General features: G+C 62.2%; 18 protein-coding genes and 1 other RNA gene. 8 read left to right on the top strand and 11 right to left on the bottom strand.

What is annotated here, in order from left to right:
* Positions 1 to 86 precede the first annotated feature (86 nt).
* Entirely contained in the window at positions 87 to 1736 is a 1650-nt protein-coding gene (gene groL / locus SJI03_RS03890; RefSeq protein WP_034786546.1) for a chaperonin GroEL, read from the bottom strand.
* A 50-nt stretch (positions 1737 to 1786) separates the two neighbouring features.
* Positions 1787 to 2077 carry a co-chaperone GroES gene (gene groES, locus SJI03_RS03895; protein WP_010400979.1) on the bottom strand — a complete coding sequence of 97 codons (291 nt, stop codon included), beginning with the start codon at positions 2075 to 2077 and terminating at the stop codon, positions 1787 to 1789.
* A gap of 534 nt (positions 2078 to 2611) precedes the next feature.
* On the opposite strand from groES, the gene SJI03_RS03900 reads away from it, so the two are divergent.
* From SJI03_RS03900 to SJI03_RS03920, 5 genes are all read left to right on the top strand, one after another.
* On the top strand, positions 2612 to 3358 hold the full coding sequence (locus tag SJI03_RS03900; RefSeq protein ID WP_322426317.1) for a hypothetical protein: 747 nt from the start codon (positions 2612 to 2614) through the stop codon (positions 3356 to 3358).
* 156 nt (positions 3359 to 3514) lie between these two features.
* Positions 3515 to 3778: a DUF904 domain-containing protein gene (locus SJI03_RS03905; protein WP_099378049.1), complete on the top strand. Its 264-nt coding sequence runs from the start codon at positions 3515 to 3517 to the stop codon at positions 3776 to 3778.
* Complete coding sequence (locus tag SJI03_RS03910) at positions 3778 to 4089, top strand: cell division protein ZapA (RefSeq protein WP_034747344.1); 312 nt, start codon at positions 3778 to 3780, stop codon at positions 4087 to 4089. The genes SJI03_RS03905 and SJI03_RS03910 overlap by 1 nt, the downstream gene beginning before the upstream one ends.
* A gap of 54 nt (positions 4090 to 4143) precedes the next feature.
* A non-coding RNA gene (gene ssrS, locus SJI03_RS03915) (6S RNA) lies at positions 4144 to 4321 on the top strand.
* A 79-nt stretch (positions 4322 to 4400) separates the two neighbouring features.
* The gene (locus SJI03_RS03920) at positions 4401 to 4865 is read left to right on the top strand and encodes an EVE domain-containing protein (RefSeq protein WP_322426318.1); all 465 of its coding nucleotides are present in this window, start codon (positions 4401 to 4403) and stop codon (positions 4863 to 4865) included.
* Here SJI03_RS03920 and SJI03_RS03925 read toward each other — a convergent pair.
* From SJI03_RS03925 to SJI03_RS03935, 3 genes are all read right to left on the bottom strand, one after another.
* Positions 4862 to 6358, bottom strand: a complete 1497-nt coding sequence (locus tag SJI03_RS03925; protein WP_322426319.1) for a GGDEF domain-containing protein — start codon at positions 6356 to 6358, stop codon at positions 4862 to 4864. The two genes, SJI03_RS03920 and SJI03_RS03925, sit on opposite strands and share 4 nt — an antisense overlap.
* Positions 6359 to 6515: 157 nt before the next feature.
* Positions 6516 to 7346: a prolipoprotein diacylglyceryl transferase gene (gene lgt, locus SJI03_RS03930; protein ID WP_322426320.1), complete on the bottom strand. Its 831-nt coding sequence runs from the start codon at positions 7344 to 7346 to the stop codon at positions 6516 to 6518.
* 79 nt (positions 7347 to 7425) lie between these two features.
* Entirely contained in the window at positions 7426 to 8337 is a 912-nt protein-coding gene (locus tag SJI03_RS03935; protein ID WP_322426321.1) for a LysR family transcriptional regulator, read from the bottom strand.
* A 170-nt stretch (positions 8338 to 8507) separates the two neighbouring features.
* Between SJI03_RS03935 and ilvD the strand changes: the two genes are divergently transcribed.
* Both ilvD and SJI03_RS03945 read left to right on the top strand, forming a co-directional pair.
* Positions 8508 to 10373, top strand: a complete 1866-nt coding sequence (gene ilvD / locus SJI03_RS03940; RefSeq protein ID WP_099378044.1) for a dihydroxy-acid dehydratase — start codon at positions 8508 to 8510, stop codon at positions 10371 to 10373.
* A 222-nt stretch (positions 10374 to 10595) separates the two neighbouring features.
* The gene (locus SJI03_RS03945) at positions 10596 to 10907 is read left to right on the top strand and encodes a c-type cytochrome (RefSeq protein ID WP_034747381.1); all 312 of its coding nucleotides are present in this window, start codon (positions 10596 to 10598) and stop codon (positions 10905 to 10907) included.
* A gap of 21 nt (positions 10908 to 10928) precedes the next feature.
* On the opposite strand, the gene SJI03_RS03950 is transcribed toward SJI03_RS03945, so the two are convergent.
* Positions 10929 to 11930: an NAD-dependent epimerase/dehydratase family protein gene (locus SJI03_RS03950; RefSeq protein WP_322426322.1), complete on the bottom strand. Its 1002-nt coding sequence runs from the start codon at positions 11928 to 11930 to the stop codon at positions 10929 to 10931.
* A 91-nt stretch (positions 11931 to 12021) separates the two neighbouring features.
* Between SJI03_RS03950 and SJI03_RS03955 the strand changes: the two genes are divergently transcribed.
* Positions 12022 to 12924, top strand: coding sequence for a LysR family transcriptional regulator (locus tag SJI03_RS03955; RefSeq protein WP_322426323.1), 903 nt, complete (start codon positions 12022 to 12024; stop codon positions 12922 to 12924).
* Here SJI03_RS03955 and SJI03_RS03960 read toward each other — a convergent pair.
* The 5 genes from SJI03_RS03960 to folD form a co-directional block, all read right to left on the bottom strand.
* The gene (locus SJI03_RS03960; protein ID WP_070301412.1) at positions 12917 to 14059 is read right to left on the bottom strand and encodes a branched-chain amino acid ABC transporter substrate-binding protein; all 1143 of its coding nucleotides are present in this window, start codon (positions 14057 to 14059) and stop codon (positions 12917 to 12919) included. The two genes, SJI03_RS03955 and SJI03_RS03960, sit on opposite strands and share 8 nt — an antisense overlap.
* Before the next feature lie 250 nt (positions 14060 to 14309).
* Positions 14310 to 14678, bottom strand: coding sequence for a hypothetical protein (locus SJI03_RS03965; RefSeq protein WP_322426324.1), 369 nt, complete (start codon positions 14676 to 14678; stop codon positions 14310 to 14312).
* Positions 14675 to 15100 (bottom strand): DNA polymerase III subunit chi, encoded by a 426-nt coding sequence (locus SJI03_RS03970; RefSeq protein ID WP_322426325.1) that lies wholly within the window; start codon positions 15098 to 15100, stop codon positions 14675 to 14677. Before SJI03_RS03970 ends, SJI03_RS03965 begins: the two co-directional genes overlap by 4 nt.
* A 5-nt stretch (positions 15101 to 15105) precedes the next feature.
* Positions 15106 to 17175 (bottom strand): M3 family metallopeptidase, encoded by a 2070-nt coding sequence (locus SJI03_RS03975; protein ID WP_322426326.1) that lies wholly within the window; start codon positions 17173 to 17175, stop codon positions 15106 to 15108.
* 135 nt (positions 17176 to 17310) lie between these two features.
* Positions 17311 to 18156 carry a bifunctional methylenetetrahydrofolate dehydrogenase/methenyltetrahydrofolate cyclohydrolase FolD gene (folD, locus tag SJI03_RS03980; protein ID WP_034747393.1) on the bottom strand — a complete coding sequence of 282 codons (846 nt, stop codon included), beginning with the start codon at positions 18154 to 18156 and terminating at the stop codon, positions 17311 to 17313.
* Positions 18157 to 18325: the final 169 nt, after the last annotated feature.

Below are 18325 nucleotides of genomic sequence, written 5' to 3' on the forward strand. Positions count from 1 at the left end.
GGAAGAACAGGCAGCTTTTGGTCTGCTGTTTCTCCCCGGCGTATGCATCCCTGCGCGCCGTCGCCTGCGCGCGGGGATGCCGGACATTACATCATGCCGTCCATGCCGCCCATGCCGCCCATACCACCCATGCCGCCGCCCATGCCGCCGCCTGCTTTGTCGTCAGCGATTTCGCAGACCATGCAGTCGGTTGTCAGCATCAGCGAAGCGATCGAAGCGGCGTTTTGCAGCGCCGAACGGGTCACTTTGGCTGGGTCCAGAACGCCCATTTCAACCATGTCGCCATACGTGCCGTTGGCAGCGTTGTAGCCGTAGTTGCCCGAACCAGCCAGTACGGCTGCCACGACGACCGAAGCTTCTTCGCCAGCGTTTTGCACGATCATGCGCAGTGGCTCTTCCATTGCGCGCAGAACAATCTTGATACCAGCGTCTTGATCAGGATTGTCGCCCTTGACCGTGATGTTGGCGCGTGCGCGCAGCAGGGCTACGCCGCCGCCTGGCACGATGCCTTCTTCCACGGCAGCGCGGGTAGCGTGCAGTGCATCTTCAACGCGGGCTTTTTTCTCTTTCATTTCGACTTCGGTGGCTGCGCCAACCTTGATCACGGCAACGCCGCCAGCCAGTTTGGCTACGCGCTCTTGCAGTTTTTCACGGTCGTAGTCCGAGGTCGCTTCTTCGATCTGTACACGCACTTGTTTTACGCGTGCTTCGATCGAGGCAGCTTCGCCGGCGCCATCGATAACGATGGTGTTTTCCTTGCCCACTTCGATGCGTTTCGCTTGGCCCAGTTCGGCCAGGGTCACTTTTTCCAGGGTCAGGCCGACTTCTTCAGCGATCACTTGGCCGCCGGTCAGGACAGCGATGTCTTCCAGCATGGCTTTGCGGCGGTCGCCGAAGCCAGGGGCTTTCACTGCGCAAGTTTTCAGGATGCCGCGGATGTTGTTCACAACCAGGGTTGCCAGTGCTTCGCCTTCGATGTCTTCTGCGATGATCAGCAGTGGACGGCCAGCTTTTGCGACTTGTTCCAGTACCGGCAGCAGGTCACGGATGTTCGAGATTTTCTTGTCGCACAGCAGGACGAATGGGCTGTCCAGTACGGCAACTTGTTTCTCTGGGTTGTTGATGAAGTATGGCGACAGGTAGCCGCGGTCGAACTGCATGCCTTCAACAATGTCCAGCTCGTCGTTCAGCGACTTGCCGTCTTCAACGGTGATCACGCCTTCTTTGCCGACTTTTTCCATCGCTTCAGCGATACGCTCGCCGATCGAGTAGTCCGAGTTCGCCGAGATCGCGCCAACCTGGGCGATTTCCTTGGTCGTGGTGCAAGGACGGGCGATTTTCGCCAGTTCTTCGACGGTCGCTGCAACAGCTTTGTCGATACCGCGCTTCAGGTCCATCGGGTTCATGCCGGCGGCAACGAACTTCATGCCTTCGCGCACGATGGCTTGTGCCAGCACGGTCGCGGTGGTGGTGCCGTCGCCGGCGTTGTCGCTGGTGCGGGAAGCAACTTCCTTGACCATTTGCGCGCCCATGTTCATGAGCTTGTCTTTGAGTTCAACTTCTTTCGCTACCGATACACCATCCTTGGTGACGGTAGGGGCGCCGAACGAGCGCTCCAGAACCACGTTGCGGCCTTTCGGGCCCAAGGTGACTTTGACTGCGTTGGCGAGGATATTGACGCCTTCGACCATCTTGGCGCGCGCTGCGTCGCCGAATACTACTTCTTTAGCTGCCATGTTCAATTCTCCTGAGTTTCGGGATGTATCTGTCTACAACGTGGAAACAATTACTTGACGACGATCGCCATGATGTCTTCTTCGCGCATGACCAGCAGCTCATCGCCGTCAACTTTGACGGTTTGGCCGGCGTACTTGCCGAACAGGACGCGGTCGCCCACTTTGACATCCAGAGGACGGACTTTGCCGTCGTCGAGAATCTTGCCATTGCCTACGGCAAGGACTTCGCCTTGATCCGGTTTTTCAGCAGCTGCATCAGGAATGATGAGGCCGGACGCAGTTTTGGTTTCCTGGTCGAGGCGTTTGACGATGACGCGATCGTTCAATGGGCGCAGATTCATACAAAACTCCTTAAAGTTCAATGGATAGGTGTTGCTAAATGAATACATGCCTGGCACAGCGCCAGGCCTGCTTTCAGTGACCGCCGTTGAAAGCAGCCCGCAACGGTCAAGCAAACCCCATGTCATCCTGTCCTTGCCTGTATCCGGCAGTGGTGCATCGCGGCGTCGCCCGCCGCGTAGCGTTCCCTGCAGTGGTCTGGCAAGCACCATCAGTCCTGAGGATTGCTACGAAAGAGTTTGTTAGCACTCTCTACTAACGAGTGCTAATTATAGGGACGGTAGGGGGCTTATTCAAGGGCTTATTCTCCGGGAAGATAAGCATAGACGTTCTGCGCAGCCTGCATTTACGCAGGGTTTGCGCTGGCGCAAGCCTCGTTCCCGGGCGTCAGCAACAGGCGCGACTCTAGCATGCCGTCCGGAGAGGGGGCGTTCCTGTACGCACAGGAAACAGAGTTTGACTATGAAATTTGATAAGATGATTGCAATTGCATATCAATATCGCCTCAGATCACCACTTGCATCAGAAAGCACACCATGCCATTCCCGACTTCCCGTCCCGCCCTGCGCCTGCTGGGCGCCACCGTCATCGGCCTCGCCTGTCTGGGTAATGCCGCTGCGCAAACGCCCACCATCGCCGACGAAATCACCGTGGCGACCCTGACGCCGCAGGAAAAGGAGATGCTGCTGGGCGATTTGTTCAACGACTTGAACAAGGACGACGACGACCAGGAAGCCCATGTGTGGGACAACGGCGGCGACCGCGGCGTGATGGTCAAAGTCACGTATAACTTTAGCAACTCGGGCATGACGGAGCACAGCCTGAAGGCGCATGTCTGCCGCGACCTGAAATTCGTCGTCACGGCGGGCGGCAAGTCGCAGGACCTGAGCCGCCGCACCTGTTCGCAGAACAGCGGGAAATGGGATGTGCAGGGCAAGGACCCGGCGCCCGTCGTGTATCCGCCGTTCCTGTCCGACGTCACCATCGCCAAGCTGAATGCAAAAGAACAAGCATCGTTGCTGAAGGCCGCCGTGCGCACCTTGAAAGATGAAGAGGATGGCAAGAGCCGCCAGTGGAGCAACAAGGGACTGGGCAATGCGGTGCCGCTGGCAGTGCGACTGACGCCCTCGCGTACGGACGCCAAACCTGGCAGCTACAGCCGTACTTGCCGCGACTTGACGATGGTGCTTGACGGCAAGGGCGGAGAACAGACGCTGACGCGCCGCTCTTGCGAAAACCGCTATGGCGGCCTCGATATCGAACCCGATTACGTCGACGAGTAAAACGCGGCCATCGCGGCGCTGGCGGATGCGTGCACTTGGCGAAAAGCGCCGGAAAAAGCGTGTATTGTCCGCCAACTGCCCTGCATTGATGTAAATATGTGTGACAGCGGCGTGATTCGATTGACGCCCATGGAGCGTCCGCCCTATAGTGGCGGCATGATTTCCGAATTCAACGAATTATCCGACAAAATAGGCCTGCTGGCCGAAATGACCCATGCGCTGCGCCGTGAGAACGCGCAACTGCGCAAGGACAATGCCGCGCTGGCCGCAGATAACGCGCAGTATGTGCAACGCATGCGCGAGGCGCAGGAGCGGGTGGAAGCGTTGCTGGAAAAAATTCCCGAACTGGTGCAAGCTGGCCTGGAGCAAGCCGCTTCGGAAGCGGGCGCCTATATTGCCGAGAACGAGAAGGAAGCGTAATGCCGCGTGTCGATGTCAATATCATGGGCCAGTCCTACAGCATGGTGTGCCGCGACGGCGAAGAGCGCGCGCTGCGCGAAGCGGCGATCTATCTCGATAGCAAAATGAAGGCCATCCGCGACGCGGGCAAGGTCAAGGGCAACGACCGCATCGCCGTGCTGGCCGCCCTGGGCGTGGCCGCCGAATTCCTCTCCGTGAAGTCGCCGCAAGGTCCGCTGTCGGAATTGACGATACTGGAAGTGAAGCAGAAAATCTCGGCCATGCACACGGTATTGGATAGCGCTCTGACGCCCCAGGAAAACCTTTTTTAAGCGTGCACGCGACGATTTGTCTTTGCGATGCGCGAGCAAAGGAGTAAACTTGGGTCTACCCTGCGGTGTTCGCGATTGCCATATATTCCTTGAACCATTTATGCGCATCGGTTGCGAATTTTGTTTGATGGGAGTGAGCGTCGCTCGTTCGACGAACCCGAAATTGAACTAACGTGACCACCTTGAACCGTTTGGTTCGGGATGCCGGCATAGCGGCACAGGCGGGGCCCAATTTGCAGTACAAAGAAAACGGTTGCAGCATCGATGCGCAACCGTTTTTTTACGCCTGTTGCTTTTGATAGGGAGTGAACATGAAACAATACTGGCTGATGAAATCCGAACCCGATGAAGTGAGCATCGACGACCTGATGGCGGCGCCGCAGCACACCATGCCCTGGTTTGGCGTGCGCAACTACCAGGCGCGCAACTTCATGCGCGATGGCATGCAGCCGGGCGATGGCGTGCTGTTCTATCACTCGAGCTGCCCGCAGCCGGGCGTGGCGGGCGTGGCCGAAGTGGCCAGCGGCGCCTATCCCGATCACAGCCAGTTTGAAGAGGGCGGCAAATACTTCGACCCGAAAGCCACGCCAGAACAGCCGCGCTGGATCAGCGTCGACGTGCGCGGCGTGAAGAAGACGGCGCTGCTGCCCCTGTCCGAGATGCGCCAGATGCCGGAGCTGGAAGACATGCTGCTGCTCAAGAAGGGCAGCCGGCTGTCGATCACGCCCGTGACGCCGGCGCAATGGAAAGTCATTACCGGCAAGCTGACAAGTTAGCCTTCGACCCGGTTGCGACCATTCTGCTTGGCCCGGTACAGGGCCTGGTCGGCAGAGGCCAGCAATTGCTCCGGCGTCTGTCCTGCGTCATTCAGGGCCAGGCCGATGCTGGCCGTCACCAGGCCGCCGCGCGACGGCGCGTGGACGATGGCGGCCGCAGCGATCGCTTCCTGCATCTTGTGCGCCACGGCCAGCGCGCCCACGCGATCGGTGGCGGGCAGGATGGCGGCAAACTCCTCGCCGCCGAAGCGGGCCGCCAGGTCGCTGGCGCGCGGCAGCGCGGAATGCAGGGCGGCCGCGATCTGCACCAGGCAGGCGTCGCCATACGGGTGGCCGAAGCTGTCGTTGAGGCTTTTGAAGAAATCGATGTCGATGATCAGCAGCGCCAGCGCTTGATTGTTGCGTGCGGCGCGCTGCCACTCCAGCTGCAGGGTCTGGTCGAAGCAGCGCCGGTTGGCGATGCCCGTCAAGCCATCCGTCAGCGACAGCTTTTCCAGCTTGTCATGCGCCGCGCGCAAGGCCAGTTCGCTTTGCATGTAGCGGCTTTGCAGGGTGGCCGAGCGCAGCGCGTGGACCAGCAGCGCGACGAACAGCGACGCCGCCGCCAGGTAGAAATGCGCGCGCATGACGGCAAAGCCCAGGCCCAGCAAGGCGGCCGTAAAGAAGATGGGACTGAAATTGTCGATCAGCAGGGTCAGCTTTTGCGGGGTCTGCTGCGCCTGTGCGCTTTCCGCACCGGACCGCGCCGCCGTGACGCGCATGGACAGCAGCACCAGGATCAGGAAGGGCAGGCTCGGCAGCACCTCGCTCCAGGCTTCGGTCGCGCCATGCAAGGTCAGATAGTTATACGCGGCCGCGCAGCCCGCATAGCACCATAAGAACACCGCCAGCAGCAGGTAAAAGCGGCCTTGCCCGCCATCGCGCCGGCGCGCCAGCAGGCGCAGCGAAGCGCAACAGGCCAAGACCAGGTTTTCCACGTTGTAGGTCAGCACCAGCAGACTGGCGGGAATCGGCGCGATCGAGCGCTGGTCGAAGGGCGACACGGAAAAGATGGCCGTATAGGCCAGGTAGGCCGCCAGCAGCACCTGTACGGCGTCGAGCCATTGCAAGGTGCGTGAAGGATGCTCGTGCGTCACGGACGACATGGCCAGCAGCAGGGGCGCGCCGTACATGAAATAGGCGAAATCGGAAAAATACGTGGCGTCGGAAGCCACTTGTCCGCTCAGGTCCTGCCAGGCCGACAATATCATGCCCGAGCTCCAGAACAGCATGGCCACGGCGAACAGGGCCCAGCCTGTCCTGGCGGCGCCTGCCGCGCTGACATAGGCGCAGCGGCAACAGGCGGCCAGCGCCAGCAGGGGCGAGACAATGCTGAACGCATAGCTGACCCAGGGGGCGTGCGAGCCGGCCCAGGCCGTCAAGGCCAACTGGGCTAGCACATAGCCGGCGCCCAGCGCGATCGAGCATGTCAGTTTTTGCCCGGCAGGCGGCATGGCAAGGCACTCCCCGGTGGCGGCACGTGCAAACGATGATACCCAGATGTCAACAGCAAGTCCATTCCATACGGAAATCTTGCTGTTTTTAGGGAAATGTTGCCAGAGGAGGGGAGGGGGGCGCGCCTGCCTGGCGCGCCACCGGGGAACAGCGGTTTTACGTGTTGGCCGGGCGGACCTTGGTGGGCGGCGTGCCCATTACCTGGCTTTTATACGCCCACACCAGCAGCGCGATGGCGCCGACGATCATCGGCAGGGACAGCATCTGGCCCGAGGTGATCGGCACGCCGAGCCAGACGACTTCCCAGTCCGGCGTGCGGAAGTATTCCGTGAAGAAGCGCGCGCAGCCGTACAACAGGGTGAACATGGCGCCGACGGCCATGCGCGGACGCTGCTTGCGCGCATACAGCCACAGGATGATGAAGACCAGGATGCCGTCGATCAGCATCTGGTAGAGCGGCGACGGGTGCACGGGATACGGAATGCCTGGCCACTGCATGGCCCACGGCAGGGTGTCCGGCGCGATGCGGCCCGGTAGTTCTGCATTGATGAAATTGCCCAGGCGGCCGGCCGCGTAGCCGAGCGGCACCAGCGGGGCGATGAAGTCGAGCACGTCGAACAGGTTGCGGCCCGCCTTGCGGCTCCACAGGTACATGGCCAGGATGACGCCGAGGAAGCCGCCATGGAAGGACATGCCGCCATGCCAGACCATGAAGATCTCGAGCGGATTGTGCATGAAGTATTCGGGGCGGTAGAACAGCACTTCGCCCAGGCGCCCGCCGATCACCACGCCCAGCATGCCGTAGAACAGCATGTCATCGAGGTCTTCCTTCTTCCAGCCCAGCACGGCGATATGCGGCTGCTTGATGCGCACGCGGCCCAGGATAATAAACAGGGCGAAGGCCAGCACATACATCAGGCCGTACCAGTGCACGGCGAGCGGGCCGATCTGGATGGCTATCGGGTCGGGCATCGGGTGTATCAGCATGGGGTTTCTTTCTTTGTTTAAAGCCAAGGTTGCGTAGTATGGGGGCGCTGGCGGTTTTTTGCCTTAGCGGCTACTTAATTTAATCGGCGGTCGCGCCGAACTGCTTGCGCAGCAGCGCCAGGAAACCTTGCAGCACGGCGGACGGATTGTCGCGGCGCCAGGCCAGGCCCGTTTCCACCAGCGGCGTGGCGTCCTGCAGCGGCCTGTATTCTACGCCCGGGCGCATCAGATTCGATACCGATTGTGGCACAAGCGCGATACCCATGCCAGCCGAGACGAGGCTGACGATGGTTTGCATCTGGATCGCTTCCTGGCCGATCTGCGGCGTGATGCCGGCCGCGCGGAACACGCCGAGGATGGCGTCGTGCAGGGCGGGCGAGATCGCGCGCGGGAAAATGATCAAGGGCAGGGGCGGCACGTCGCGCAGGCGCACGGGGCCCGGCGTGTTCAAGATGTCGAGGCCGGACGGCGCGGCCAGCACCAGCGGTTCGGCCAGTACGGGCAGGTAGTCGAGTTCCCCCTTCGCCTTCTCGGGCAGGGGCGGGATCAACAGGCCCGCATCCGTGCGCCCGGCCAGCAATTCATCGAGCTGCAGGTCGGAGGTGGCTTCCTGCAGCGCGATCTGCACTTGCGGATAGGCCGTCTGGTAAGCGCGCAGCAGCGGCGGCAGCACGCTGTAGTCGGCCGAGGAAACGAAGGCCAGGCTCAGACGCCCTGCCTCGCCCTGCGCGGCCCGCTGCACCAGCGCGGGTAAATCCTGCGCCTGGGCCAGCAGGCGGCGCGCCTCGGGCAGCAGGGCCGTGCCGGCCGGCGTCAGCTGCACCTCGCGCCGCGTGCGCACGAACAGCGGGGCGCCCAGCAATTCTTCCAGGGCCATGATGGTTTGCGACAGGGGCGGCTGCGTCATGTGCAGCCGCGCGGCGGCGCGGCCGAAGTGCAATTCCTCGGCGACGGTGACAAAGTAGCGCAGCTGGCGCAGTTCAAGGTTCATATGCGTTTCCATGTGGAATAAGTCCTGTGATATGAAAATCGACTCACAGACACGTGCATCATATATTTGACAGTGGGACGCGGGCAAGGCAATCTGACGTACCCCCACTGCATGCAGGGTTTTACTGCAAACCCGCACAGTCAGGCATCAACACTTTTGGAAGGTCCATCATGCCGCAATACCGCTCCCGCACCACCACCCACGGCCGCAACATGGCTGGCGCCCGCGCCCTGTGGCGCGCCACCGGCATGAAGGACGGCGACTTCGACAAGCCGATCATCGCCGTCGTCAACTCGTTCACCCAGTTCGTGCCCGGTCACGTGCACCTGAAGGACCTGGGACAGATGGTGGCGCGCGAAATCGAAGCGGCCGGCGGCGTGGCCAAGGAATTCAATACCATCGCCGTCGATGACGGCATCGCCATGGGCCACGGCGGCATGCTGTATTCGCTGCCCTCGCGCGACCTGATCGCCGACTCCGTCGAATACATGGTCAACGCCCACTGCGCCGACGCCATGGTGTGCATCTCGAACTGCGACAAGATCACGCCGGGCATGCTGATGGCCGCCATGCGCATCAATATCCCCGTCGTCTTCATTTCCGGCGGCCCGATGGAAGCGGGCAAGGTCGTCAAGGTGGTCAACGGCACGCAGAAGATCATCAAGCTGGACCTGGTCGACGCGATGATCAAGGCGGGCGACAGCACCGTATCCGACGCCGACGTGGCGGAAATCGAACGCTCGGCCTGTCCGACCTGCGGCTCGTGTTCCGGCATGTTTACGGCCAACTCGATGAACTGTTTGACCGAGGCGCTGGGCCTGGCCCTGCCCGGCAACGGCACCATCCTGGCCACGCACTCGGACCGCCAGCAGCTGTTCCTGCGCGCGGGCCGCCTGATCGTGGAACTGGCCAAGCGCCATTATGAACAGGACGATTATTCCGTGCTGCCACGCTCGATCGCCACCAAGGCCGCGTTTGAAAACGCCATGGCGCTCGACGTCTCCATGGGCGGCTCGACGAATACCGTGCTGCACTTGCTGGCCGCCGCGCACGAGGCGGAAGTGGAATTCACGATGGCCGACATCGACCGCATCTCGCGCAAGGTTCCGTGCCTGTGCAAGGTCGCGCCGATGACGGACAAATACCATATCGAAGACGTGCACCGCGCCGGCGGCATCGTGGGCATCCTGGGCGAACTGGCGCGCGCCGGCCTGCTCAACACCACCCTGCCGACCATCCACGCGCCGACTTTGGCCGACGCCATTGCGCAAAACGACATCATGTGCACCGACAATCCGGCCGTGCATGAATTGTTCCGCGCCGCACCGGGCGGCGTGCCGACGCAGACAGCGTTCTCGCAGTCCGAGCGTTTCGCGGCTGTCGACACGGATCGCAGCACGGGCTGCATCCGCGACAAGGCGCATGCCTATTCGCAGGATGGTGGCCTGGCCGTCTTGTACGGCAACCTGGCCGAAAAGGGCTGCATCGTCAAGACGGCAGGCGTGGATGAAAGCATCTTGAAATTCTCGGGCAAGGCGCGCGTGTTCGAAAGCCAGGACGCGGCCGTCGCTGCCATCCTGGAAGATACCGTGCATGAAGGCGACGTCGTCATCATCCGCTACGAAGGCCCGAAAGGCGGTCCCGGCATGCAGGAAATGCTGTACCCGACTTCGTACATCAAGTCCAAGGGCCTGGGCAAGGCGTGCGCGCTGTTCACGGACGGGCGCTTCTCGGGCGGTTCCTCGGGCCTGGTGATCGGCCACGCCTCGCCGGAAGCGGCTGAAGGCGGCGCCATCGGCCTGGTGGAAGAGGGCGACTTCATCGACATCGACATCCCTGAGCGCACGATCAACCTGCGCGTCACGGATGCGCAGCTGGCCGCGCGCCGCGCCGCCATGGAAGCGAAGGGCGATGCAGCCTGGCTGCCCGTCAACCGCGAGCGCTATGTGTCGCAGGCGCTGCAGGCCTATGCAGCCCTGACGACGTCGGCCGACCGGGGCGCCGTGCGCGATCTGTCGCAGTTGAAGAAACGCTGATTTGTTGTGTAAGTGCGACGGCCGGCCCCGATCCACTGCGCGGGGCCGGCTGTCGTTACATCGCCTTACAAACAACATGGTCATGCGCGTGCAGTTGGGGCAGAATGTGAGTGCCTGATACAAGGACATTGCGTTACTACATTGAAACGCTTGATCTGGGCTCGTGGTGCATCTGCGGAAACACAGTAAAATGCCGCAGGAAGTAACTTTGGAGAAAAGACAATGAAACGTTTTATGTTGGTGAGTGTATTGACCGTATCGGCTCTGGCATCGCAAGCAGCGTTGGCCAATCCGGATCTGGCGAAAGCAAAGAACTGCATGGCTTGCCACGCGGTGAGCACGAAACTGGTGGGCCCTGCGTTCAAGGACGTGGCTGCCAAGTACGCTGGTCAGAAAGACGCGGAAAACAAGCTCGTGGCGAAAGTCATGAAAGGCGGTTCCGGCACCTGGGGCGCGATCCCGATGCCAGCGAACCCGCAAGTGAGCGATGCTGAAGCCCACACCCTGGTCAAATGGGTGCTGGCACAGAAATAATCTGTGCCGTAGTACCTGCAATCAGCGCGCCGGCAATCCCGGCGCATTTTTTTTGCCCGCTGCCTTTTGCAGATTCCCCATGCCCTCCAATGTCGCCCGCACGGCCTCGTCGAGCGGCGTATGCGGCTCCTGGCCCAGCACGGCCAGCAGCCGCGCATTCTCCATGGATAGAGGCGTTTGCCACAGATAGCGCATCTCGCGCATTTCGCGCAGGGTTGCCACGAACGGCGACGCCAGCGTCATGAGCCACCATGGAAAGCGCCGGATGACGGGCGCAGCTCCTGTCGCCTGTTTTACCACGCGGGCAATCGCTCCCGTCATTTGCCTGCCGTCGTGGTCCCAGTGCCCGGCCAGGTGAAAGCGTGAGAATGCGGGCAAGGTGGCGCGCATGGCCAGCAATTGCAACATCGTGCGCGCCACGTCGGGCAGGTAGGACCACTGGTGACCCACGCCGGGCGCGCCCGGATACAGCACACTGCGCACGGGCTGGCCCGGTTTCACCAGGCCCTGTGAAAACCAGTTGTTGCCGGCGCGGGGGCCGAAGAAGTCGCCCGCGCGCACGATGATGACCCTGGCGCCCTGCGTGCTGGCCCGTTCCAGCCGCGCTTCCAGTTCCACGCGGATGGCACCCTTGCGCGTGAGCGGATGCTGCGGCGCGTCTTCCGCCAAGACTGGAAAGGCGTCGGGACCGAAGTTGTACACGGTGCCCGGCAGCACGATGGTGGCGTTTTCGGCCATCGCCGCGGCAATCGTATTGTCGAGCATGGGCAGCACCAGCTGGCCCCAGTGGCGGTAGCCGGGCGGGTTGACGGCGTGCACGATGACGGCGCAGCCCCTGGCAGCGGCCAGCACGTCCGTACGCGACAGCGCGTCGCCGCGCAGCCATTCAACGCCGTCGCCGCGTGGCGATGGCAGCTCTCCCCGCGTCAAGGCGCGCACCTGCCAGCCCGCCGCCAGGAGCTGGCGCACCATCTCGCCGCCGATGCCGCCCGTGGCGCCCAGTACCAATACTGTTTTGTCCATATTGTCCTCCGTGTGGTTGATGAGACCAGTATCTGCCGCGCAGGGCTAATTGGGAATTGACGAACATCGAGTACGGGCTATACATTTATGTATGACTACTTCCATTGCCTGGGAATACTACCGTTCGCTGCTGGCCGTGCTGAAGCACGGCTCGCTGTCCGGCGCGGCACGCGCGCTGGGCATCACGCAACCCACCGTCGGCCGGCATATCGCCGCGCTGGAGCAGGCGCTGGGTGCGACCCTGTTCACGCGCTCCCAACTGGGCTTGCTCCCCACGGAAGTGGCGCTGGCGCTGCGGCCCCATGCGGAAACCATGGAGCACACGGCGGCCCTGATGGAGCGCGCCGCCAGCAGCCAGGGGCAGGGCGTGGCCGGCGTCGTGCGCATCGCGGCCAGCGAAGTGGTGGGCGTGGAGGTGTTGCCACCGATCCTGGCCCGTTTGCGCGCGCGCCATCCGGGCCTGGTCATTGAATTGGTATTGAGCAACAAGGTGCAGAATTTGCTGCGCCGGGAAGCGGACATCGCCGTGCGCATGTTGCGGCCCCGCCAGGAGCAGCTGGTGGCGCGCAAGGTGGGCGAGATCGAACTGGGCCTGCATGCGCACGCGGATTACCTGGCGCGGCACGGCACGCCGCTGGCACTGGCCGACCTGGCGCAACATGCCGTCATCGGCTACGACGAGGCGAGCCTCTTCGTGCGCAACGCGGGCGCGGCTTTCAACGGATTTACGCGGGAAAATTTTGCCTGGCGCAGCGACAGCGACCTGGCGCAACTGGCCCTGATACGGGCGGGCGCAGGCATCGGCGTGTGCCAGGCGGGGCTGGCGGCGCGCAATCCGGCCCTGCGGCGCGTGTTGCCGCAAGCGTTTGCGCTACCGATGGAAACCTGGGTCACCATGCATGAAGACTTGCGCGGCAGCCTGCGCTGCCGCGCCACCTTCGACGCGCTGGCCGAAGGCTTGCAGGCTTATGTGGCGACGCAGCCGCTTACTTGACCACTTCCATTTTTGTCTTCTTGCCATCACGATACGTGAACAAGGTCAGCGCGCCGTCCTTGATGTCGCCGTTGGCATCGAACGAGATCGGGCCCGTCACGCCCTGGTAGTGCACCTTGGCCAGGAACGGCAGGTAGACGGACGGTTTCGACGATTTGGCATCGGCCATGGCGGTGGCCATGGTCATCACGGCGTCATAGACGTACGGCGCGTATAGTTGCACTTCCATATTGTATTTCTGCTTGTAGCGGGCGCGGAAATCGTCCATGCCTTTTTGCTGCGCGCCCGTCACGCCGCCCGCTTCCGCGCAGGTGACCATGTCTTCGCCCACGGCGTCGCCCGCCAACTTGCCCAGCGGTTCCGTGCACAAGCCATCGCCGCCCATGAACTTGGCCTTGATGCCCAGCGCCTTCATCTGGCGCAGCATGGGGCCGCCCACGGAATCCATGCCGCCAAAGAAGATCAGGTCGGGATTTTTCGACTTGATGCTGGTCAAAATGGCGTTGAAGTCCGTCGCGTTGGCATTGGTAAATTCCTTGCCGACGATTTGCACGCCAGGCGCTGCTTTCTTGGCACCCTTGACGAACTGTTCCGCCACGCCCTGGCCGTAGGCCGTGCGGTCGTCGATGACGGCGATTTTCTTCGCTTGCAGCTTGCCCACGGCATATGCGCCCAGGGTGCCGCCCAGTTTGTTGTCATTGGCCACGACGCGGAAGGCCGTGTTGAATTTCTGCTGGGTGTACGTCGGGTTGGTGGCTGCCGGCGAAATCTGCGGAATGCCGGCATTGAAGTAAATGCGCGAGGCCGGAATCGTCGTGCCCGAGTTCAGGTGGCCGACGACGCCGTTGACCTTGGCATCGACCAGCTTTTGCGCCACGGCCGTGCCCTGCTTGGGATCGGCTGCGTCATCTTCGGGCACCAGCACGAATTTCACGGCTTTGCCGTCGATCTTGAAGCCTTTGGCGTTCAAGTCCTCGATGGCCATCTTGGCCGCGTTCTCGTTATCCTTGCCCAGGTGGGAGCTGGCGCCAGAGACCGGGGCGACGTGGCCGATCTTGATGATTTCCTGTGCGCCCGCATGGCCGGCAAAGGCGAGGGCGAGGGCGAGAGGAAGGACTTTGGTCTTGAGCAGCATAAACATTCTCCAATGGATAAAGATACGGCGGCGTCTCGTGAAAACCGCTTCGAGGGGCGGTACGTGTGAAGAAAGGTACAACAAAAAACAGGCGGCGCAAAGCCGCATTTCGGGCTTTTTACATTTTGTCGCAACAATCACCAAAGTGAGGCGCGATGCACCGATTTCGCAGGCGCGAGCGCACCAAAGAATGGCGTTGGAAGGAAGAATAGGGTAGGTCGGGTTGGCGCGCAGCGCGTAACCCGATTGCTCAGGACTGTGCGGGAGGGTGCAAATGCCCCAGCTCGTGGCTCACCGCATGGGCCACGATCTGTTCCAGCGACTGCTGCAAATCTTCGCGCAGGGCGCCGCGCATGCCGATCAGGGCGTTTTGCAGGGCTGTTTGCAGGACGTGGGCGATGCGCTCTTCCAGCAGATGGTCGATCTTGCCCTGCACCTGGTGCAGGATGCGCTGCGTCAGCCGCTGTTCGATGGCGTCCCAGTCGGGCTGCGCCACCGTGGGCGGCAACGCCGGCGCTGTCTCGATAACAGGCTCTGCTGGCATGGAAGGAGATACCTCCGGCCCCAGCAGCACCTCCGTCAGCAGGGGGATGCCCTGGTCGAATGGCTGCTGGCTCATGCTTTACCCGCCACGAAGTGGGTCGGTTGCACGTTTTGCTGGCGGTAGTGCAGGAAGCGCTGGCGGCCCGCCTGCGCATCTTGCTCATCCATGGAAACGATTTCGAACACGCGCTGGAACTGCGCGTAATTGACGGGCGGCAACTGCGACAGGTTGACGAGGATGTCGTGATGCGGCACCTCCGCCGCCGGGTCATCGGTCAGGATGATCGGCGTTTGCGCCGCCAGCGGATCGCCGGCCAGCACGTGCGGCAGGAAATCCGTGGCGGAAATGGTCCACATGGCGCTGTTCAAGGCGTCGAGCTGGGCGCCGTCTTGCGCCAGCACGACGACCTTGTTGCCAGCCATATAGGCCTTGCGCGCCAGGCGGCAGGCGTAGGCCAGCTTGTCCGGCACGTTGCTGTGAAAATCGACGCGGCTCATGGCGATCAAGCGGCCATGCCGCTGTGGCGCAGCAGGGCGTCGATCGACGGTTCGCGGCCGCGGAAGGCCGTGAACGATTCCAGCGCAGGGCGCGAGCCGCCGACGGACAGGATTTCCTGCAGGTAACGCTTGCCTGCTTGCGCGGTGGCGGCCGGTCCCAGCGCCCTGGCTTCTTCAAACGCCGCATAGGCGTCGGCGGACAGCACCTCGGCCCATTTGTAGCTGTAGTAGCCGGCCGCGTAGCCGCCGGCGAAGATGTGCCCGAAGGCATTCTGGAAGCGGTTGAACGGGGGCGGGATGAGCAGCGAAAACTGGGCGCGCACGCCGTCGATCAGCTGCTGCACGCTCTGGCCCGTGCTGGCGTCGTAGTCATAGTGCAAATGCATGTCCAGCAAGGAGAACTCCACCTGGCGCAGGGTTTGCAGGCCGGACTGGAAATTCTTGGCGGCCAGCATCTTGTCGTACAGCGCGCGTGGCAGCGGTTCGCCCGTGACGGCATGCGCCGTCATGTGTTCGAGCACTTCCCATTCCCAACAGAAGTTTTCCATGAATTGCGATGGCAGTTCCACGGCATCCCATTCGACGCCGGAAATGCCCGACACGCCCAGTTCGTCGACGACGGTGAGCATATGGTGCAGGCCGTGGCCGAATTCGTGGAACAGGGTGATCACTTCATCGTGCGTGAACAGGGCAGGCTGGGCCTTGCCATCGACGATGGCCGGTTCCGTGAAATTGCAGGTCAGGTAGGCGATCGGCGTTTGCACATGTTGCGCATCGGCACGGCGGCCGCGCGCGTCGTCCATCCAGGCGCCGCCGCTTTTGCCCGCGCGCGCATACAGATCCAGATAGAACTGGCCCACCAGCTTGCCGTCGCGCTCGATGCGGTAAAAACGCACGTCCTTGTGCCAGACGGGCGCCGTATCGGGCTTGATCTCGACGGCGAACAGGTTCTGGATCTGGCGGAACAGGCCGTCGATCACCTTGTGCTCAGGGAAATATTGTTTGACTTCCTGGGCCGAGAACGCATAGCGGCGCTCCTGCAGCTTTTCGGAAGCGTAAGGCACGTCCCACGCTTGCAGCTCGGCGATGCCCAGTTCTTCGCGGGCGAATTGTTTCAATTCGGCCAGATCCTTCTCGGCGAACGGGCGCGCGCGTTTGGCCAGGTCTTCCAGGAAGGCGATGACTTGCGCGGGCGAAGTGGCCATCTTGGAGACGAGCGACACTTCGGCGAAGTTGCCGTAGCCCAGCAATTGTGCCTCTTCGTTGCGCAGACGCAACAAGGTGACGATGTTGTGTGTATTGTCCCAGTCCTCTTTCTTGCTGAAGACGTCGCCCTGGTCCGACGCCTTGGTGGCGTTGGCGCGGTAGATGGTTTCGCGCAGGGCGCGATTGTCGGCAAATTGCAGGATCGGGTAGTACGACGGGAAGTGCAGCGAGAATTCATAGCCTTGCTTGCCGGCTTTTTCGGCGGCGGCGCGCGCGGCGGCCTTCACGTCGTCGGGCAAGCCGGCCAGGTCGGCTTCATTGTCGACCAGCAACTTGTAGTCATTGGTGGCGTCAAGTACGTTTTCGGAAAAACGCGTCGAGACGGCCGCGTGTTCTTCCTGGATGGCGCCAAAGCGCTCTTTCTTGTCCTCGGGCAACTCGGCGCCGCCGAGGCGGAAGTCGCGCACGGCGTTGTCGACGATGCGACGGCGCGCCGGCGACAGCCTGGCGAAATCGGCGCGGGCCTGCAATTGCTTGTATTTGCCGAACAGGATTTCGTTCTGGCCCAGCTCGGTCCAGAATTCCGTCACCTTGGGCTGGTTCGCATTGTAGGCGGCGCGCAGCTCGGGCGTATCGATCACGCTATTCAAGTGGTTGACGATGCTCCAGGCGCGGCCCAGGGTTTCGGCGATCTGGTCCTGGGGCGCGACGAAGTTTTCCCAGCTCACTTCTTCCATGGGCGCTTCCAGCTGCGCCACCGTGGCGCGCGCCTGGGCCAAGAGGGTATCGATGGCAGGCGTGACATGCTCGTGCGTGATCGCGTCGAAGCGTGGCAGTCCGGAAAAATCAAGCAGGGGATTGGTAGTCATCGTCAGTTCGTCCATTCTGTCTTCATATATGGAGCGCCTGAAAAACGTTCAGGGCAAGGCGCGGTGCCGAAGGCAGTACGAATAGTACGGCGAGGCACTGCAACGCAGCCATGGACGTTTTTTCAGGTGCTCCTCTTAAATGCGCTCGGCGGCTTCGACCGTGTTCATCAGCAACATAGTGATCGTCATCGGACCCACGCCACCCGGTACCGGGGTGATGTGGGAGGCGACTTCTTTCACGCCGGCAAAATCCACGTCACCGCACAGCTTGCCTTCATCGTCGCGGTTCATGCCCACGTCGATAACGATGGCGCCCGGCTTGACCATGTCGGCCGTCAGGGTGTTGCGGCGGCCGACGGCGGCCACGACCACATCCGCCTGGCGCGTGTACAGGCCCAGGTCCGGCGTCGCACTATGGCAGATGGTGACGGTAGCGTTCGCTTGCAAGAGCAGCAGGGCCATCGGCTTGCCGACCGTGTTGCTGCGGCCGATGACGACGGCGTGCTTGCCGCGCAAGTCGACGCCCGTGCTTTCGATCAGTTTCATGCAGCCATACGGTGTGCACGGGCGGAAGCCGGGCAAGCCCGTCATCAGTTCGCCGGCGCTCAGGACGGAATAGCCGTCCACGTCTTTCGTCGTGGCGATCGCTTCGATGACCTTGTGCGGGTTGATGTGCTTGGGCAAGGGCATTTGCACGAGGATGCCGTGGATGGCAGGGTCGGTATTCAGGCTGGCGATACGCGCCAGCAAGTCCGCTTCGGACAGATCCGCTTCATATTTCTCCAGCACCGAGTGGAAACCCACGTCGCCGCACGCCTTGACCTTGTTGCGGACGTACACCTGGCTGGCCGGGTCTTCGCCGACGAGAATCACGGCCAGGCCGGGCTGGGTGCCCTTGGCCGTGAGGGCGGCGGCGCGCGTGGCGATCTCGCTGCGCAGTTTTTGGGAGAGGGCGATTCCGTCGATCAGTTGTGCTGGCATGGTAGGGAGGCTGTGTGGGAGGGAAAAGACAGATTATAAAGCCGGGCGGCGCAAAGGGGCGGTTTTGGCTATGTAAAGGCGTGACAACAGCGGGCCAGAGACGCGGGCCTGAGAAAATGCCGATGGCGGCGTTGCAGCTCCTTGCCGTACTGGCGTACTGTCTGCGTCG

Origin of the sequence: Janthinobacterium sp. GMG1 (assembly GCF_034427795.1) — a bacterium.
Classification (GTDB): Bacteria; Pseudomonadota; Gammaproteobacteria; order Burkholderiales; family Burkholderiaceae_D; genus Janthinobacterium.

Coding starts and splice junctions, on each gene's coding strand:
- groL (WP_034786546.1), bottom strand. CDS start 1,736: ATGGCAGCTAAAGAAGTAGTATTCGGCGACGCAGCGCGCGCCAAGATG.
- folD (WP_034747393.1), bottom strand. CDS start 18,156: ATGCCAGCACAACTGATCGACGGAATCGCCCTCTCCCAAAAACTGCGC.
- ilvD (WP_099378044.1), top strand. CDS start 8,508: ATGCCGCAATACCGCTCCCGCACCACCACCCACGGCCGCAACATGGCT.
- SJI03_RS03900 (WP_322426317.1), top strand. CDS start 2,612: ATGCCATTCCCGACTTCCCGTCCCGCCCTGCGCCTGCTGGGCGCCACC.
- SJI03_RS03955 (WP_322426323.1), top strand. CDS start 12,022: ATGACTACTTCCATTGCCTGGGAATACTACCGTTCGCTGCTGGCCGTG.
- SJI03_RS03925 (WP_322426319.1), bottom strand. CDS start 6,358: ATGCCGCCTGCCGGGCAAAAACTGACATGCTCGATCGCGCTGGGCGCC.
- SJI03_RS03920 (WP_322426318.1), top strand. CDS start 4,401: ATGAAACAATACTGGCTGATGAAATCCGAACCCGATGAAGTGAGCATC.
- groES (WP_010400979.1), bottom strand. CDS start 2,077: ATGAATCTGCGCCCATTGAACGATCGCGTCATCGTCAAACGCCTCGAC.
- SJI03_RS03905 (WP_099378049.1), top strand. CDS start 3,515: ATGATTTCCGAATTCAACGAATTATCCGACAAAATAGGCCTGCTGGCC.
- SJI03_RS03975 (WP_322426326.1), bottom strand. CDS start 17,175: ATGACTACCAATCCCCTGCTTGATTTTTCCGGACTGCCACGCTTCGAC.
- SJI03_RS03950 (WP_322426322.1), bottom strand. CDS start 11,930: ATGGACAAAACAGTATTGGTACTGGGCGCCACGGGCGGCATCGGCGGC.
- SJI03_RS03965 (WP_322426324.1), bottom strand. CDS start 14,678: ATGAGCCAGCAGCCATTCGACCAGGGCATCCCCCTGCTGACGGAGGTG.
- SJI03_RS03910 (WP_034747344.1), top strand. CDS start 3,778: ATGCCGCGTGTCGATGTCAATATCATGGGCCAGTCCTACAGCATGGTG.
- SJI03_RS03960 (WP_070301412.1), bottom strand. CDS start 14,059: ATGCTGCTCAAGACCAAAGTCCTTCCTCTCGCCCTCGCCCTCGCCTTT.
- SJI03_RS03970 (WP_322426325.1), bottom strand. CDS start 15,100: ATGAGCCGCGTCGATTTTCACAGCAACGTGCCGGACAAGCTGGCCTAC.
- SJI03_RS03935 (WP_322426321.1), bottom strand. CDS start 8,337: ATGAACCTTGAACTGCGCCAGCTGCGCTACTTTGTCACCGTCGCCGAG.
- SJI03_RS03945 (WP_034747381.1), top strand. CDS start 10,596: ATGAAACGTTTTATGTTGGTGAGTGTATTGACCGTATCGGCTCTGGCA.
- lgt (WP_322426320.1), bottom strand. CDS start 7,346: ATGCTGATACACCCGATGCCCGACCCGATAGCCATCCAGATCGGCCCG.